We start from the raw sequence: 16,508 nt of genomic DNA on the forward strand, positions 1-16,508 counted from the left end.
TGTCAATCGTCCCCCGGAAGATCGTACGACGCGTCCGGTGGATGACCGCGGACCGACCGTCGTGAACCAGAGCGGCGGGAGCGGTACGGGCGGCTGGGCCGTCGCCGTGATCCTCGCAGTCCTCGTCGCGGTGGGCATCTTCTATTTCGTCGGCAGCGGAACGCCGGGTGACGACGTCGACCCGAACGCCAACACGTCGGCCATCGGCACGACGGATACGGCGCCCGCCGGCGGCACGGCCACGGATGGCCAGGCGGGCGGTGCCACCGGCACGCAGCCGCTGGAAAGCCAGCCGGACGCTGGCGGTGCCGAGGGTGGTGCAACCACCACAAACCCGTAACGTCACCCGCATGGGGCAAACGAAAAACCCGCCGGAAACGGCGGGTTTTTTGATCTTTGGTCGAGCCTGCCGGGTAGGTGCTCGGCACTCCCGTGCTTTACGGGGCAGGCGCTCGCGTCACATCGGCGCGGGATAGAGCCGGTGGATGCGGCGGATGCCGTTCAGCACGTCGGGCGGGAGCGTGACCTCCGCAGCGCCGATATCCGTCTTCAACTGCTCCATCGTCGTCGCGCCGATGATGACGGAGGCCATGAAGGGCCGCGTCAGGCAGAAGGCGAGGGCCATCTGGGCGGGGTCGAGCCCGTGCTCCTTCGCAAGGTCCACGTAGGCGCGCACGGCCGGCTCCTGCAGCGGCTGGTAGCGGCCGCCGAGGTCGCCGTTCTTCGTCAGGCGCGAGCCCTCCGGCCGGGCGCCGTCGAGATATTTGCCGGTCAGGAGCCCCGCGGCGAGCGGCGAATAGGCGAGAAGGCCGATATCCTCGTGGTGCGAGACCTCGGCAAGGTCGAGGTCGTAGGCCCGGTAGAGCAGGTTGTATTCGTTCTGGATCGAGGCGACGCGGGGCAGGCCCTTTTCCTCGGCGCGCTTCAGGAACTGCATCGTGCCCCAGGCCGTCTCGTTGGAAAGCCCGAGTGCCCGCACCTTGCCGGCCTTGACGAGCTCACCGACGGTGTCGAGGGCCTCCGTCAGTTCGGCGGCGGCCTTCTCGCGATCCTGCTTCGACGGGTCGTAGCTCCAGGCATTGCGGAAATGATAGTGCCCGCGGTTCGGCCAGTGCAGCTGATAGAGGTCGACATAGTCGGTCTTCAGGCGCTGGAGGCTGCCGTCGATCGCCGAAAGGATGCTGGCGCGGCTCATCGGCGCGCCGCCGCGGATATAGGGGCGGCCGGGGCCGGCGACCTTGGTGGCGAGGACGACCCGGTCGCGGTTGCCGCGCGCCTGCAGCCAGGTCCCGATGAAGCGTTCGGTATCGCCGTAGGTCTCGGCGGAAAGCGGGGTCGTCGGGTAGAGTTCGGCCGTATCGATAAAGTTCACGCCCTGGGCGAACGCATAGTCGAGCTGGTCGTGCGCGTCCTTCTCGCTGTTCTGCGAACCCCAGGTCATCGTGCCGAGGCAGATCTCCGACACGCTGATGCCGGTCCGGCCAAGCGGATTGTATTTCATGGGAGGAGAAATCCTGTTGTGGAAACGGCGCGACTGTAGGCGGCTTCCCGCGAAGCGCAAGACGGAAAGCGCCTTTTCCCTGTGCGAAGGCCTTGGAAATGCCGGCTTCGGGACGGCGGAGGCCCGGCGCACGCCTTGACTCGCCGTGCCGGAATGTGAATGGAAAAGAAAACATGAGACGGGAGAGACCCCTATGAGCGTAGCATTCACCTTCCCCGGCCAGGGCAGCCAGGCCGTCGGCATGGGCAAGGATCTCGCCGAAACCTTTCCGGAGGCGCGCGCCGTTTTCGCGGAGGTCGACGAGGCCCTCGGCCAGAAGCTTTCCGCCATCATGTTCGAGGGACCGGAAGAGACGCTGACGCTGACGGCGAACGCCCAGCCGGCGCTGATGGCCGTGTCTATCGCCGTCATGCGCGTGCTCGAGGCGCGCGGCCTGTCGCTGAAGGACCAGGTCTCCTATGTCGCCGGCCATTCGCTCGGCGAATATTCGGCGCTCTGTGCCGCCGGGACCTTCTCGCTGGCCGATACCGCGCGGCTCCTGCGCATCCGCGGCAATGCCATGCAGTCCGCCGTGCCGGTGGGCGAGGGCGCCATGGCTGCCATCATCGGCCTGGAACAGGCGGATGTCGAAGCCATCTGCAAGGAAGCCTCCACCGGCGGCAGCTGCCAGATCGCCAACGACAATGGCGGCGGCCAGCTCGTCATCTCCGGCTCCAAGCCGGCCGTCGAGGTCGCCGCGCGGCTCGCGACGGAAAAGGGCGCCAAGCGCGCGCTGATGCTCTCCGTCTCCGCTCCGTTCCATTCCGCCCTGATGGGCCCGGCCGCCGATGCCATGCGCGAGGCGCTGGCAGGCGTTTCGGCGAAGGCGCCGGTCGTGCCGGTCGTTGCCAATGTCCGCGCCGCGCCGGTGAGCGACCCCGACGAGATCGTCCGCCTGCTCGTCGAGCAGGTCACCGGCCAGGTGCGCTGGCGCGAGACGGTCGAATGGTTCGCCGCAAACAACGTCACCACGCTTTACGAAGTCGGCTCCGGCAAGGTGCTGACCGGCCTTGCCCGCCGCATCGACAAGTCCGTCACCGGCATCGCCATCAACACGCCCGCCGATATCGACAGCGCGCTTGCGGCGCTCATTGGATGAGGAAGTAGGCAGTAGGGGACTGAAAGCCGACCTCCAGCCCGCCACAAACCTACTGCCTAATTCCTACTGCCTAATTCCCGACTCCCTGCCCTATTCGCTCCAGAAGAGGACCACCCCATGTTTGATCTTTCCGGCCGCAAGGCTCTCGTTACCGGCGCTTCCGGCGGCATCGGCGAGGAGATCGCCCGCATCCTCCATGCCCAGGGCGCCACCGTCGGCCTGCACGGCACGCGCGTCGAGAAGCTGGAAACGCTGGCCAATGAACTCGGCGAGCGCGTCCACATCTTCCCGGCCAACCTTTCCGACCGCGCCGAGGTCAAGGCGCTCGGCGAGAAGGCCGAGGCCGAGCTCGGCGGCGTCGACATCCTCGTCAACAATGCCGGCATCACCAAGGACGGCCTGTTCGTGCGCATGAGCGACGACGACTGGGATGCGGTTCTGGAAGTCAACCTCACGGCCGTCTTCCGCCTGACGCGCGAGCTCACCCACCCGATGATGCGCCGCCGCTACGGCCGCATCATCAACATCACCTCCGTCGTCGGCGTCACCGGCAATCCGGGCCAGGCGAACTACTGCGCCTCCAAGGCCGGCATGATCGGCTTCACCAAGTCGCTGGCACAGGAGATCGCGACGCGTAACGTCACCGTCAACTGCGTCGCCCCCGGTTTCATCGAAAGCGCCATGACCGGCAAGCTGAACGACAAGCAGAAGGAGGCGATCATGGGCGCCATCCCGATGAAGCGCATGGGCACCGGCGCGGAAGTCGCCTCCGCCGTCGCCTATCTCGCCTCGTCGGAAGCCTCCTACATGACGGGCCAGACGCTGCATGTGAACGGCGGCATGGCGATGATCTGACGAAGGCCAGGTGCCCGGCCCAAGTGTCCGGCGTTGCAGCATGAATAGCATGTTGACCGCTGGCGTACCGGGCATTTTCGGACTTTGCGGCAGACTTAAACCGTGTTAATCGGGCCATGACTGTCAGCAGTCGACCGGTAAATGCCAGAGCGATCGGGCGGTATGCAACAATATCGCCGATGCCGCATTGCCAGTTGAATGGCCCGGTTGAAGGGATTGCCGGATGTGTTCTTGAGGCACATCGGGCGTGTTGAGTGTCCGGTGCCGTGACAGGCGCCGATCAAAAACAAAGGTCGAGGAATCCGACATGAGCGATATCGCAGAACGCGTAAAGAAAATTGTCATTGATCATCTGGGCGTTGACGCCGAAAAGGTCAGCGAAGGCGCAAGCTTCATCGATGATCTTGGCGCGGACTCGCTCGACACCGTCGAACTGGTCATGGCGTTCGAAGAAGAATTCGGCGTCGAGATCCCGGACGATGCCGCCGACTCGATCCTGACGGTCGGCGACGCCGTCAAGTTCATCGAGAAGGCCCAGGCCTGATCTGAATTCCGGCGGGCCGCCTTCGGGCGGCCCGTCCCGGTCCCGCCGGGACCACACCTCCTCCTGGAGCAATAGACATAGAATACATAAGGGTGGATCACGGACGATGAGGCGTGTCGTTATCACGGGTACCGGCATGGTATCCCCGCTTGGCTGTGGCACCGAAGTTACCTGGAGCCGGCTTCTCGAAGGCCGCAGCGGTGCCGCCAGGGTAACCACCTTCGAGGTCGAGGACCTTCCCGCAAAGATCGCCTGCTCCATTCCGCTCGGCGATGGTTCCGACGGCACCTACAATGCCGACCAGTGGATGGAGCCCAAGGAACAGCGCAAGGTCGATCCCTTCATCGTCTATGCCGTCGCCGCGGCCGACATGGCGCTGGCCGATGCCGGCTGGCACCCGAAGACCGACGAGGACCAGATCGCCACCGGCGTGCTCATCGGCTCCGGCATCGGCGGCCTCGACGGTATCGTGGAGGCCGGCTACACGCTGCGCGACAAGGGCCCGCGCCGCGTCTCGCCCTTCTTCATTCCCGGCCGCCTGATCAACCTCGCCTCCGGCCAGGTCTCCATCAAGCACAAGCTGCGCGGCCCGAACCATTCCGTCGTCACGGCCTGTTCGACGGGCGCGCACGCCATCGGCGATGCCAGCCGTCTGATTGCGCTCGGCGATGCCGACGTCATGGTGGCGGGCGGCGCCGAATCGCCGATCTGCCGCATCGCGCTTGCCGGCTTCTCCGCCTGCAAGGCACTCTCCACCGCCCGCAACGACGACCCGACCGCCGCCTCGCGCCCCTATGATCGCGACCGCGACGGCTTCGTCATGGGCGAGGGCGCCGGCATCGTCGTCCTGGAGGAGCTGGAACACGCCAAGGCGCGCGGCGCGAAGATCTATGCGGAAGTGGTCGGCTACGGCCTTTCCGGCGACGCCTATCACATCACCGCCCCGTCCGAGGACGGCGACGGCGCCTATCGCTGCATGCAGATGGCGCTGAAGCGCGCCGGCATCCCGGCGAGCGAGCTCGACTACATCAACGCGCACGGCACCTCCACCATGGCCGACACGATCGAGCTCGGCGCGGTGGAACGCCTTGTCGGCGATGCCGCCTCGCGCATCTCCATGTCGTCCACCAAGTCGGCGATCGGCCATCTCCTGGGGGCCGCCGGTGCGGTCGAGGCGATCTTCACCGCGCTGGCGATTCGTGACAATATCGCCCCGCCGACGCTGAACCTCGACAATCCCGACGTCGAGACGGCGATCGACCTGGTGCCGCACAAGGCCCGCAAGCGCGAGATCAACGTGGCGCTGTCCAATTCGTTCGGCTTCGGCGGGACGAACGCGTCGCTGGTTCTCAAGCGCTACGCCTGACCATCCTTCCGCCGGCAAGCCCTCTCATCCGCCTGCCGGCACCTTCTCCCCGCGGGGGGAAGGGGAGAACCGAAACGTCGCATCCTCCCTCCCTTCTCCCCCGCGGGGAGACGGTGGCCCGAAGGGCCGGATGAGGGGGGAGGCTCGGATCATCGATATGCAGCGGGTTCATCCCGCTTTTGCCGTATTGCTCTGATCGATAGCATCGAGCAATGCCCGAACATGAGGACAGTCCGTGAGCGACACGAACGAACCCGGCGAGACGCAGTTTGGCCGCGGCGAGGCCTCCGGCCAGTCGCGCATCATCCCCAAATCCGCCAGCGAGGCCCTTCGGCCGGAGCAGGTGCCGCAGCCGCCGAGCCGGCGGCGCTCGCGCAAGGCGCGCAGCCAGATCGTCATCTTCCTGAACTTCGTCATGACCGTGGTCGTCTTCGCGACGATCATTGGCATCGGCATCTTCTACTACGGCGTGAAGAGCTATGAGGAGCCCGGCCCGCTGACGGCCAACACGAACTTCATCGTGCGCGCCGGCGCCGGCACGAACGAGATCGCGGCCAATCTCGAGCGCAACAACATCATCACCGACAGCCGCGTCTTCCGCGTGCTCTCGCGCATCTATCTCGACGGCGAGACGCTGAAGGCCGGCGAATACGAGATCAAGGCCGGCGCGACGATGCGCGAGATCGTCGAGCTCCTGAAATCCGGCAAGTCGATCCTCTATAGCGTCTCCGTGCCGGAGGGGCTGACGGTCAAGCAGGTCTTCAAGCGCCTGCAGGACGATCCCGTGCTCGAAGGCGACCTGCCGGCGGACCTGCCGGTCGAGGGCTCGCTGATGCCCGACACCTACAAGTTCTCGCGCGGCACCAAGCGCGCCGATATCCTCCACCAGATGCAGGACGCGCAGAAGGCGCTGATCGACCAGATATGGGAGCGCCGCGACGACGATCTGCCGATCGCCACGCGCGAGGAATTCGTCACGCTCGCCTCGATCGTCGAGAAGGAGACGGGCCGGGCCGACGAGCGGCCGCGCGTCGCCTCGGTCTTCCTCAACCGCCTGGACAAGGGCATGCGCCTGCAATCCGACCCGACGATCATCTACGGCATCTTCGGCGGCGACGGCAAGCCGGCCAACCGCCCGATCTTCCAGTCGGATCTGGAAAAGCAGACGCCGTTCAACACCTATATCATCAAGGGCCTGCCGCCGACGCCGATCGCCAATCCGGGCCGGGCCGCCCTGGAGGCGGTCGCCAACCCCTCGCGCACGCCGGACCTCTACTTCGTCGCCGACGGCACCGGCGGCCATGTCTTTGCCGAGACGCTCGAAGAGCACAACCAGAACGTCCGCCGCTGGCGCAAGCTGGAGGCGGAGAAGGCGGCCGAGGCCGCGAAAGAGGCGGAAGCCGCGGGGTCGCAGTAGGAACGCCCGCCATTCCCTGCAAAAGGCCCCGGCATTTCCGGGGCCTTTTGCTTTTCAAGAGGCTTCTGCCCGGCTTATCTTCACCTTTGATGTGGATCGCGCACCGTTCCAGACGCTGCCCCGTTCCCAACCCCGTGAAACTGCTCCACTTTGGGGGACGGTTTTGCGCGCGCGCCGCGCGTTTCGGCTGCCCCGCCTTCCGGTTCGACCTGCCGTCGCCGGGCGCCACTGGAGGACGACATGACATTGCAATCGATGACCGGTTTTGCGCGGGTCGAGGGAACCAGCGGGCGTACGCGCTGGGCGTGGGAGCTGCGCTCGGTCAATGGCAAGGGCCTGGACATCAGGCTGCGGCTGCCGCCCGGCTTCGAGGCGCTGGAGGGCGACGTGCGGCGCCTTGCCGGCGAAACGCTTGCGCGCGGCAATCTCCAGATCGGGCTTTCCGTGAGCGTCAGCGAGGCGCAGGTCGAGGCGGTGGTGAACCAGGGCGCGCTTGCCGCCGTGCTGGCGCTGCGCGAACAGCTGGCCGGCATGGTCGATCCGGCGCCGCTCAAGCTCGACACGCTGCTTGCCGTGCGCGGCGTCGTCGATTTCCGCGAGGCGGACGAGAGCGAGGCCGAGCGCGCGGCGCGCGACGCCGATATCCGCGCGGGGCTGTCCGAGGCGATCCGCTGTCTTGCCGAGATGCGCCGCAAGGAAGGGGTGGCGCTCGCCGGGGTGCTGCTCGGCCAGATCGCCCGCATCGAGGCGCTGACGGCAACCGTCGAGGCCGATCCCTCGCGCAGCGTCTTCGCCATTGCCGAGCGGCTTTCCGCGCAGGTCGCCATGCTCCTGCAGGGAACGACGGCGCTCGACCGCGACCGCCTGCACCAGGAAGCGGCGCTGATCGCCACCAAGGCGGATCTGCGCGAGGAGATCGACCGGCTGAAGGCGCATGTCGCGGCGGCGCGCGAGCTGATCGCCGAAGGCGGGCCGATCGGCCGCAAGCTCGATTTTCTCGCACAGGAATTTAACCGGGAATCGAATACGATCTGTTCCAAGTCGAACGCCGCTGCTGTAACGGCTGCGGGTATCGAACTGAAGGTCGTCATCGACCAGTTCAGGGAACAGGTCCAGAATCTGGAGTAGGCCATGGCCGAGCCGTCGAAGCATATCCATATCGAACGCCGCGGGCTCATGCTCGTCATCTCCTCGCCGTCGGGCGCCGGCAAGTCGACCATCGCCCGCAACCTCCTGGAAGCCGATCCCGGCCTCAGCCTGTCGGTCAGCGTCACCACGCGCCAGCGCCGGGCGAGCGAGATCGCCGGCCGCCACTACCACTTCATCAACCACAAGGAATTCGAGCGGCTGCGCGACAGCGAAGCGCTGCTCGAGTGGGCCGAGGTGCACGGCAATTTCTACGGCACGCCGCGCGAGCCGGTGGAAGAGGCGATGTCCGCCGGCCGCGACATGCTGTTCGACATCGACTGGCAGGGCGCCCAGCAGCTGCAGGAGAAGATGCCGGCCGACGTCGTCTCGATCTTCATCCTGCCGCCGTCGATGACCGAATTGCAGTCGCGCCTGCATCGCCGCGCCGAGGATACGGAGGAGGTCATCCAGACGCGCCTTGCCAATTCCCGCGCCGAGATCGAACACTGGCGGGAATACGACTATGTCATCCTCAACGACGACCTCTCCGTCGCCTTCGACGCTGTGCAGAGCATCGTCAAGGCCGAACGCCTGCGCCGCGACCGGCGGCACGGGCTGTTCGAGTTCGTGACGAAGCTGGTGACGGAGAAGCCGGTTTTGTAGGCGTTCGTCCGCATCCTCTTTCCGCGGGATTGCCCCTCACCCTAACCCTCTCCCCGCAGGCGGGGAGAGGGGACTTGCCCCACGAACGGGTCTTGTTTGGGGAAACCGGAACGGCATATCCCCTTCGCCCCGCCTGCGGGGAGAAGGTGGCCGGCAGGCCGGATGAGGGGCCGCTTAAACCTTACAACGCGTTCGCCAGCCGCACGAACTCTTCCACGCTCAGCGTCTCCGCCCGCCGCTGCGGATCGATCTCCGCGCGCGCCAGCAGCGCCTCGCCGCCGAGCGACTTGACGCTCTGGCGCAGCATCTTGCGGCGCTGGCCGAAGGCGGCATGGGTGACGCGCTCCAGCGCGGCGACGTCGCAGGGCAAGGGGTTTGCCACCGGCTCCAGATGCACGACGGACGAGGTGACCTTCGGGGGCGGCGTGAAGGCCTGGGGCGGCACGTCGAAGGCCATGCGGGCATGGCTGCGCCAGCCCGCGAGCACGCCGAGCCGGCCGTAGTGGTCGTCATTCTCCTCCGCCACGATGCGCAGGCCGACCTCGCGCTGGAACATCAGCGTCAGCGAGTCCCAGAAGGGCGGCCAGGCCTTCGGCAGCAGCCAGTTGACGAGGAGCTGCGTGCCGACATTGTAGGGCAGGTTGGCGATGATGCGCACCGGCTCGCCCGGCGCCAGCGCCTCGAAATCCGTCTTCAGCGCATCCCCTTCGATAACCGTCAGGCGGCCCGGATAATGCTCCGAAATCTCCACCAGCGCCGGCAGGCAGCGCGCGTCGCGCTCGATGGCGATCACCCGCTTGGCGCCGAGCGCCAGGATGGCGCGCGTCAGGCCGCCCGGTCCGGGGCCGACCTCGATCACCGTATGGTCCTCGATCGGGCCGGCGGTGCGGGCGATCTTCTGGGTAAGGTTGAGGTCGAGCAGGAAGTTCTGGCCGAGCGCCTTCTTCGCGTCGAGCCCATGGCGCTGGATGACGTCGCGGAGCGGCGGCAGCCCGTCGAGTGCGGCCATCAGGCGGTCTCCTTTGCGGCCCGCTCATGCCGGGCAAGGTCGTGGGCAAGACGGAGGGCGGCAAGCAGGCTGTCGGGCCTGGCGACGCCCTTGCCGGCAAGCGAAAAGGCCGTGCCGTGGTCCGGCGAGGTGCGGATGAAGGGCAGGCCCAGCGTGGCATTGACGGAATCGTCGAAGCCGAGCGCCTTGGCGGGGATCAGCGCCTGGTCGTGATACATGCAGAGCGCCACGTCATAGGCGGCGCGGGCGGCGTCGTGGAACATCGTGTCGGCCGGCAGCGGGCCGACCGCGTCGATGCCGGCTGCCTTGAGCCGCTCCACGGCCGGGCGCACGACGGCGTCGTCCTCCAGGCCCAGCGCACCGCCTTCGCCGGCATGCGGGTTGAGCCCGGCAAGGGCAAGGCGCGGGCGGGCGATGCCGAAGCGCTGGCGCAGGTCCCGTTCGGTGATGGTGGCCGTCTCCACGATCAGCTCTTCCGTCAGCGCCTCCGGCACGTCCTTCAGGGGAATGTGGATGGTGACGGGAACGCTGCGCAGCTTCGGCCCGGCCAGCAGCATGACGGGCAAAGCTTGCCGGCCCGTCGCCCGGGCGGCGAGGTCGGCGAGGAACTCCGTGTGGCCGGGAAAGCCGAAGCCGGCGTCGTAGAGCACGGCCTTGGCGATCGGGTTCGTCACCACGGCGGCGGTGCGGTCGGCGAATGTCAGGGCGACCGCGGTCTCGATCGCGCCGGTGATGGCGGCGGCGTTGCGGGAATCGGGTGAACCGGCCACGGCCGGCACGGCGCAATCGCAGGCGAGCACCGGCAGGGCGTCCGGGAAGAGGGCGGCCGCCATCTCCGGCTCCGCCGCCGCGACGGGAACATCGAGCCCGAGGGCGACGGCGCGCGCGCGCAATACCGCGGCATCGCCGATGAAGAGGAAGGGCGGCAGGGAGAGCGTCTTGCGGGCCGACCACAGGGCGAGCGTGATATCCGGCCCGATCCCCGCCGGGTCGCCCATGGTGAGCGCCAGCGGGGGAAAACTTGTCGTCGTCATGGGACCCTGCCGTCAGCGGGTTGGAAGGGGGAAACGTCCCGGCCGCGGCGCCCGTGAGCGGGCGCGGGCCGCGGTTCCGGCATCAGCGTTCGGTGATCGTCGCCTTCTTGCGCAGTTCGGCGAGGTACTTCTGGCTGTTCGCGTCGCCCTCGTTGCCCTTGGCCTTGCTGAGGTCCTCGGCGCGGAAGACCATCTCGGCCGCCACGTCGTCGTTGACCTCGCGCTTCTTGCAGATGGCGAGATATTCGACGCCGCGTTCGGTGACGCGCGTGCCCGTCGTCATGCCGTTCGCCTTCTCGATAAGCGGCTTCCAGTCCTCCGGCATTTCCGGCGCCAGCACGCGGCCGAGGTCGCGGATCGAGACGTCGCGCATGGTCGCGGCGAAGACCTTGGCCTGTTCGCAGCCGGGGAACTTCGAGCGCGAGGCCTCCGCCTCCTGCTTGCGCTTGCCGAGAATGGCGTTGCGGCGCTTCTCCGGCACGACGAAGATGACCTGCTTGAGGAAATATTCGGTGGTGACCGGCTTCTTGCCGCCGTTCTCCTGCATGCGCTGGACCAGCGTCTTGCTGTCCTTGGCAGCGCCGTAGCGGGCGTTGACGACGCGCGGCCAGCTCATCTGGATGGCGATGTACTGCTTGAAGTGGTCCGAACCGACGCCGGCGCGGCTCAGGATCTCGCCGAGCTGCTGGGTCGACATCTTGTTGGAGGCGGCAAAGCGGGCATAGGCGGCATCCACCTCGGCGCTGCTGACGGACATCTTGAGGCGCAGGATTTCCCCACGCTTCAGCACTTCGTCGATCATCTGCTCGCGGGCCTTGGCACGCAGGTTGCCGCCGGCGCGCTGCAGCCGAAGGAAGGCGGCGCGGCGCTCGATCTCGCCGGAGGTCACCGGCGTGTTGTTGACGACGGCCACGATCCCGCTTGCGGCCTGGACCGTGCCGGCCGGAGCCGCGATCGTCGCCGCAGCGGCAAGCGCCACGCCCATCATCATGGAGCGAACCAGAGAGTGTCTGCCCGTCATGCCAGTCCCTTTCCCAAACCCATTTCGCGCGCGCCGGTGTCGTTCGTGCGGGAATGCCGTCCCTGCAGGCGGCATTCATCGGCGGGCGTTTCTCCCGGATGTGCATAATACATGCGGCCAAACGATGACAAGAGCGCGGCAGCGCTTACTCGAAGCCGGTCAGCGTCGTGTCGCCGACATTGATGTCGCCGAGCGTGCGGAACATCAGCCGCGCGCCGATCGACCAGTCGTTCGCCGTCGTGCGGGATTTGTCGCGCGTCTGCTCGTAGACGATCGAGAAGACCGTGTCGCGGTCGTCGTAGGAGAAGCCGATGCCGTTGCGCGAGAGGCTCTGGCTGTTGATGTCGTAGGTCAATGACCCGAACACCGACCAGTAGTCCTCGAACTTGAAGGCCGCGGCGCTCTGGATTTCGCTGGCGTCCCTCTCCAGGCCGTAGGCCGGTTGCGCGGCGATGCGCGTATAGGTGATCTCGGTCTCGAAACGGGCGCCGTCGAAGCGCACCGAGGTGTCGGCGCGGCGCAGCGACAGGTCGTCCTTGTCGAGGCGGGCGCTGTGGGCGAGCGACAGGCCGTTCGGCAGGTCGATGCCGGCCATGCCGACATAATCGGACGAATCCGTCTCCAGGCCGGAATTGGCGCCGGCATTGACGAGGTCGGGCGTCGCGAAGGAGTTCACGCCGCCGAGATGGAAGGACTGGCCGATGATCGAGCGCAGGCGCAGGCCGTTGTCGAACGTGCCGGTATAGCGCAGGCCCAGATTGGCGCGCGAGCCGCCCTCGATCCGGTCGAAGCCGGAGAACTTGTCGCGTTCGAAAAGGTTGGTGGCGTCGAAGACGAAGCTCTGGGCGTCCTCGTTCGGCAGGCCGCCTGCATGGTCCTCGTCCGGGCGCAGGTAGATCTGCGCGATCGGCTCGAAGAGATGGGTGCTGTAGTCGGTCGTCGCGAGGATCGGGTAGCGCGCCTCGAGCCCGGCGGTCAGCATCGCGCGGGTCGTGCTGTTGTCGTCCACGTAGTTGCCGGCATAGCCGGGGCCGGGATTGCTCATGTCGAGGCGGTGGATATCGCCGCGCGCCGCCAGAAGGGGGGTCAATACGAGGCCGCCGGGCACGATGAGCTGGCGCCGCCATTCGACTTCGCTGGTCAGCCGCGTCGTGCCGCCGGCAAGGCCGCGGAACCGCTCGTTGCCGCGCACGCTGTAGACATCGGCAAGGTCGCGCTCGACATTGGTGATGTTCGTGGTGATCGAGAGTTCGCCGCCGAGCACGGGCTGCGGCACGATATATTCGTGGTCGAGCGTCTGGGCGATCGCCTGCTTGCGCTCCAGCCGGTCCTGCGGGTCCGCGTCCTGCACGTCGAAATAGAAGGAGCGCAGGTCGAAGACGTTCCGGTCGCCGAGGCCCGTCAGGTAGATCTGGTTGACATGGATGCGGTCTTCCAGGCCGTCGAGGTCATAGGTGCGCGAGAAGTTGTTGTCCGTCTGCGCCATGACATCCCAGCCGAACGCCCAGCGCGGATTGATCCTGAAGCGGCCCTCGGAGGCGACCATGCCGCGGAAGTCGTCGCGCCGGTCGCTCGTGCCGGCCGTGAAGACGCCCGGGTTCCACTGGTCGATGCCGGCGGCGCGCAGGGTGATCTGGCCGTTGTGGAAGCGTTTGCGGAACTCGCCCTCGACGAGGAAACCCTGGCGGGTCAAGACGGTCGGCGAGAGCGTCGCGTCCATGTCCGGCGCGATCGCGAAATAATAGGGCGTCGTGATGCCGAGGCCGAGCTTCTGCTCGTAACTGAACTGCGGGAAGAGGAAGCCGCTCTTGCGCTTGACCGTATGGTCCGGCACCTCCAGCACGGGAATATAGGCGATCGGCCTGCCGAACATCTCGAAGCGGGCGCGTTCGAGGCGGATCGTCTTCGTGCGGCCGTTCTGCACGACGCGCTCGGCCTTGATCTGCCAGAGCGAGCGGTGCGTCGGGTTGGTGGCGCAGGGCGTGCAGGCGGTATAGACGGCGTGGTTGAGGATCATCTCCTCGCCGTTGACGCGCTCGCCGCTGGTCGCCGCCAGCTTGGTGAGGTCCGTGGTTTCGATGCGCAGCGCATTGACGAAACCGTTGGCGAAATCGTCCGACAGGTCCATCTCGTCGGCATAGACGCGGTTGCCCGTCGGCTCGATGAGCTCGATATTGCCATGCGCCGTCAGCCGGCCGGTATTCTGGTTGTATTCCACCTGGCGGGCGACGAGCTTGTAGCCGCCATAGTTGATCTGCACCGCGCCGCGGGCGATCACCTTCTCCGTGTCGTTGTTGTAGACGAGCTCGTTGGCCGCCAGCAGGAGCTTGGCGTCGTCCGGGATCTTCGGCTCCATCGACTGGATATCGGGTGCCTGCGCCCGGGCGGGGAGCGTGGAGGCGGACACGATGGCACAGATGGCCGCACCTGCAAGCAGGGCGGCTCTCGACCACCTGTTCATTTTGCGGTCGCCTGCCGCCACTAGCCGTCCTCCTGATGCAGAAGAATCGTCGCACCCAAGGACATTGCGACGACCACGGGGAGCCAGGCCGCAACGAACGGAGGAACAACACCGCTGCTTCCGAATGCCTTCACAAGCACGGTGACGACATAAAGCATGAAGCCCGACAGGATTCCACCCAGAATCACCGCACGCGATTGATTAAACCGGCTAAATTTTAATGATACACAGGCTGCGATCAGCGTCATGGCAACCAGAAGCAGCGGCAGCGACAGCAGGGAATGGAACTGCGTTTCCATCGCATCCGTCGGGAAACCGAAGGATTTTGCCGCCTCGATCTTCCGTCCAAGGCTCAAAAACGGAATGGATTCAGGCTTTTCGAGGCTCTCCTGGACGAATTCCCGTTTCAGGTTGGTACGAAGCTGTACCTCATCGAGACGGACCGGCAGTTCGCCGTTGCGCGTCTCGTGCACGTTCTTAAGCAACCAGTAACCATCTTCCAAGGTTGCCGAATCGGCATCCTGACGCAGCACGATGCGGCCGTCGGGATCGAAGTGGATGACGGTGACGTTCGCAAGGCGCGTGCCGCCGTCGAGAACGGCCTTGGCGCCGATGATCGCCTGGTCGTTGCCGTGGATCTGCCGCAGCCACGGCACGGCGGTCTCGGCGCGCGCGGCATTGCTGGCGCCCCAGCCCGCTTCCAGCTCCCCCGCCTTCTTGGCGCCCCAGGCGGCGATCGGGTTGATGGCGAGCACGGCCATGACACCGAACAGGAAGGCGCCGATGACGAAGGGGCGCAGGAACTGCCAGACGGAGATGCCGGCCGCGCGCGTGACGACCAGCTCGTAGCGCCGGTTCAGCGAGATCAGCGCCGCCATGCCGGCAAAGAGCGCCACGAAAGGTACGGTCTGCATGAGGATCATCGGGATGCGCAGCGCCGTGACGATGAGGCCGCTCGTCAGCGTGTACCCCGGCAGCACGCCGACCCGGTTCGACATCTCGCTGAAATCGATGATGAAGATCAGCGAGAAGATGCCGAGCAGGAACCAGATGGTGGTGGTGATGTAGCGGCGGAAGAAATAGAAGCCGAGCGTGGGGATCATGGCTGGCCGCTCCCGCCGGTGGAGGTCGAGCCCATCCGGGTGAGGCGCGCGAGCCCGCGCTCGCGCAGGTCCGTCAGCCGCTCGCCCAGCGTCGCGGGAATGTCGAGGCTCTTGTTGCGCCGCAGGTAGCGGATCGCCAGCGCCGCCGTGACGATGGGAATGAGATACATGATCGGGATGTAATAGCCGGAATCTTCCGCATTGTTCGACGCGTAGAAGCTGGCCCAGCGCACGAAGAGCGCGGTCACCAGCGCCGTGATCATCGGATGCACGCGCGCCTCGCGATGCGAGCGGGCATCGCCGCTGACGACGAGCGCGATAAGGCCGAAGACCGCCGGGAAGAGCCATTCGGTGAAGCGGCGGTGGATCTCGGCCGTGAAGGCCCCGGGGTTCTTCTTGTATTGCGGATCGTTGGGGTCTGGATCGAAGAGATAGATGAGGTCGCGATCCTTGGCCCGCACGTTGGATTTGCCGACGCTTTGGGTGAGGTCGGCAAGGTCGAAGGCGTAGGAATCGAACTTGATGATCGAAACGTTGCCGTCCGGCAGCTTGCGGTGCACCTCGCCGTCCTTCATGACGAGCGCCGAGCTGTTCTCGTCCACCGCGCCCTCGCGGGCATAGTAGACGAGCTCGAAGCGCGGATCGCGCGTATCGGCGACGAAGAGGCCGGAGAGCACGCCGCCATTGCGCCGCTCGGCCACCTGCACGTAGAGGCCGTCGGTGATCTTGCGGAAGGTGTTCTCCTGCACGACGGAGGAGAGCATGTCGGCATGGGCCGTGGCGATCATCTTGCGCACTGCGGTGCGCGAATAGGGTTCGATGAAATTGTCGACGGCGAAGGAGACGAGGCTCATCGCCACGGCGAGGATCATCACCGGGCGGATGATCGTCATGCGCGAGGCGCCGGCCGAGTTCAGCACGGTCAGCTCCGAATCGGAGTTCATGACGGTCAGCGTCTGCGATACGCCGATGACGAACGCGAAGGGCAGGATGATCGGGATCACCGAAGGCAGGATCAGCGTTGCGAGCTTCAGGAAGGCGAAGATCGACTGGCCGCTGTCGGTGACGAGGTTGATGCTGCCGAGCGCCTGCGTGACCCAGACGATACCGAGCAGGGGAACGAGCGTGGCGACGAACATGAGCGACGCCCGCCGCAGGATATAGCGCTCGATCAGTTTCATCGTTTCGTCCGCGTTTGCGACAAATGGCTCCGGTCTCGTGCAGGGGCACCCGTCGGAGCGGCCAGGGGCATATAAGGTTTCCGCAGG

15 protein-coding genes are annotated in these 16,508 nt (G+C 66.3%); 8 read left to right on the forward strand and 7 right to left on the reverse strand.

Translation table 11 applies throughout. The features are described from left to right. Positions 1-37: 37 nt before the first annotated feature. Positions 38-340, forward strand: a complete 303-nt coding sequence (locus AABF56_RS03845) for a hypothetical protein (RefSeq protein ID WP_272804977.1) — start codon at positions 38-40, stop codon at positions 338-340. A gap of 117 nt (positions 341-457) precedes the next feature. Here the strand turns inward: AABF56_RS03845 and AABF56_RS03850 are convergent, their stop codons facing one another. Then, positions 458-1,501, reverse strand: coding sequence for an aldo/keto reductase (locus tag AABF56_RS03850; RefSeq protein ID WP_272804978.1), 1,044 nt, complete (start codon positions 1,499-1,501; stop codon positions 458-460). Between the two features lie 193 nt (positions 1,502-1,694). On the opposite strand from AABF56_RS03850, the gene fabD reads away from it, so the two are divergent. From fabD to gmk, 7 genes are all read left to right on the forward strand, one after another. Next, complete coding sequence (fabD, locus tag AABF56_RS03855; protein WP_272804979.1) at positions 1,695-2,639, forward strand: ACP S-malonyltransferase; 945 nt, start codon at positions 1,695-1,697, stop codon at positions 2,637-2,639. A 117-nt stretch (positions 2,640-2,756) separates the two neighbouring features. Further along, on the forward strand, positions 2,757-3,494 hold the full coding sequence (gene fabG / locus AABF56_RS03860; protein ID WP_244765977.1) for a 3-oxoacyl-[acyl-carrier-protein] reductase: 738 nt from the start codon (positions 2,757-2,759) through the stop codon (positions 3,492-3,494). Positions 3,495-3,801: 307 nt separating this feature from the next. Continuing rightward, complete coding sequence (locus AABF56_RS03865; RefSeq protein WP_003531676.1) at positions 3,802-4,038, forward strand: acyl carrier protein; 237 nt, start codon at positions 3,802-3,804, stop codon at positions 4,036-4,038. A 106-nt stretch (positions 4,039-4,144) separates the two neighbouring features. Then, positions 4,145-5,404 carry a beta-ketoacyl-ACP synthase II gene (gene fabF / locus AABF56_RS03870; protein ID WP_272804980.1) on the forward strand — a complete coding sequence of 420 codons (1,260 nt, stop codon included), beginning with the start codon at positions 4,145-4,147 and terminating at the stop codon, positions 5,402-5,404. A 235-nt stretch (positions 5,405-5,639) separates the two neighbouring features. Then, positions 5,640-6,821 (forward strand): endolytic transglycosylase MltG, encoded by a 1,182-nt coding sequence (mltG, locus tag AABF56_RS03875; RefSeq protein WP_244765975.1) that lies wholly within the window; start codon positions 5,640-5,642, stop codon positions 6,819-6,821. 240 nt (positions 6,822-7,061) lie between these two features. Then, positions 7,062-7,949: a YicC/YloC family endoribonuclease gene (locus tag AABF56_RS03880; RefSeq protein WP_272804981.1), complete on the forward strand. Its 888-nt coding sequence runs from the start codon at positions 7,062-7,064 to the stop codon at positions 7,947-7,949. 3 nt (positions 7,950-7,952) lie between these two features. Next, entirely contained in the window at positions 7,953-8,612 is a 660-nt protein-coding gene (gene gmk, locus AABF56_RS03885; RefSeq protein WP_244765973.1) for a guanylate kinase, read from the forward strand. A 181-nt stretch (positions 8,613-8,793) separates the two neighbouring features. Here the strand turns inward: gmk and rsmA are convergent, their stop codons facing one another. From rsmA to lptF, 6 genes are all read right to left on the reverse strand, one after another. Beyond that, entirely contained in the window at positions 8,794-9,621 is an 828-nt protein-coding gene (gene rsmA / locus AABF56_RS03890; RefSeq protein WP_272804982.1) for a 16S rRNA (adenine(1518)-N(6)/adenine(1519)-N(6))-dimethyltransferase RsmA, read from the reverse strand. Next, the gene (pdxA, locus tag AABF56_RS03895; protein ID WP_272804983.1) at positions 9,621-10,655 is read right to left on the reverse strand and encodes a 4-hydroxythreonine-4-phosphate dehydrogenase PdxA; all 1,035 of its coding nucleotides are present in this window, start codon (positions 10,653-10,655) and stop codon (positions 9,621-9,623) included. The genes rsmA and pdxA overlap by 1 nt, the downstream gene beginning before the upstream one ends. Positions 10,656-10,737: 82 nt before the next feature. Further along, positions 10,738-11,676 carry a SurA N-terminal domain-containing protein gene (locus tag AABF56_RS03900; RefSeq protein WP_244765970.1) on the reverse strand — a complete coding sequence of 313 codons (939 nt, stop codon included), beginning with the start codon at positions 11,674-11,676 and terminating at the stop codon, positions 10,738-10,740. Positions 11,677-11,821: 145 nt separating this feature from the next. Beyond that, entirely contained in the window at positions 11,822-14,158 is a 2,337-nt protein-coding gene (locus AABF56_RS03905; RefSeq protein WP_272804984.1) for an LPS-assembly protein LptD, read from the reverse strand. Continuing rightward, the gene (gene lptG, locus AABF56_RS03910; protein ID WP_272804985.1) at positions 14,158-15,240 is read right to left on the reverse strand and encodes an LPS export ABC transporter permease LptG; all 1,083 of its coding nucleotides are present in this window, start codon (positions 15,238-15,240) and stop codon (positions 14,158-14,160) included. Before lptG ends, AABF56_RS03905 begins: the two co-directional genes overlap by 1 nt. Continuing rightward, positions 15,237-16,421 (reverse strand): LPS export ABC transporter permease LptF, encoded by a 1,185-nt coding sequence (gene lptF / locus AABF56_RS03915; protein ID WP_272804986.1) that lies wholly within the window; start codon positions 16,419-16,421, stop codon positions 15,237-15,239. Before lptF ends, lptG begins: the two co-directional genes overlap by 4 nt. Between the last annotated feature and the right edge of the window lie 87 nt (positions 16,422-16,508).

The sequence above is a fragment of the Shinella sp. WSC3-e genome, assembly GCF_945994535.1.
Lineage (GTDB): Bacteria > Pseudomonadota > Alphaproteobacteria > Rhizobiales > Rhizobiaceae > Shinella > Shinella yambaruensis.

What these genes read in the sequence shown, in the direction of transcription:
- AABF56_RS03850 (WP_272804978.1), bottom strand. Translation starts at nt 1,501, where the DNA reads ATGAAATACAATCCGCTTGGCCGGACCGGCATCAGCGTGTCGGAGATC.
- fabD (WP_272804979.1), top strand. Translation starts at nt 1,695, where the DNA reads ATGAGCGTAGCATTCACCTTCCCCGGCCAGGGCAGCCAGGCCGTCGGC.
- fabG (WP_244765977.1), top strand. Translation starts at nt 2,757, where the DNA reads ATGTTTGATCTTTCCGGCCGCAAGGCTCTCGTTACCGGCGCTTCCGGC.
- AABF56_RS03865 (WP_003531676.1), top strand. Translation starts at nt 3,802, where the DNA reads ATGAGCGATATCGCAGAACGCGTAAAGAAAATTGTCATTGATCATCTG.
- fabF (WP_272804980.1), top strand. Translation starts at nt 4,145, where the DNA reads ATGAGGCGTGTCGTTATCACGGGTACCGGCATGGTATCCCCGCTTGGC.
- AABF56_RS03880 (WP_272804981.1), top strand. Translation starts at nt 7,062, where the DNA reads ATGACATTGCAATCGATGACCGGTTTTGCGCGGGTCGAGGGAACCAGC.
- gmk (WP_244765973.1), top strand. Translation starts at nt 7,953, where the DNA reads ATGGCCGAGCCGTCGAAGCATATCCATATCGAACGCCGCGGGCTCATG.
- rsmA (WP_272804982.1), bottom strand. Translation starts at nt 9,621, where the DNA reads ATGGCCGCACTCGACGGGCTGCCGCCGCTCCGCGACGTCATCCAGCGC.
- pdxA (WP_272804983.1), bottom strand. Translation starts at nt 10,655, where the DNA reads ATGACGACGACAAGTTTTCCCCCGCTGGCGCTCACCATGGGCGACCCG.
- AABF56_RS03900 (WP_244765970.1), bottom strand. Translation starts at nt 11,676, where the DNA reads ATGACGGGCAGACACTCTCTGGTTCGCTCCATGATGATGGGCGTGGCG.
- lptG (WP_272804985.1), bottom strand. Translation starts at nt 15,240, where the DNA reads ATGATCCCCACGCTCGGCTTCTATTTCTTCCGCCGCTACATCACCACC.
- lptF (WP_272804986.1), bottom strand. Translation starts at nt 16,421, where the DNA reads ATGAAACTGATCGAGCGCTATATCCTGCGGCGGGCGTCGCTCATGTTC.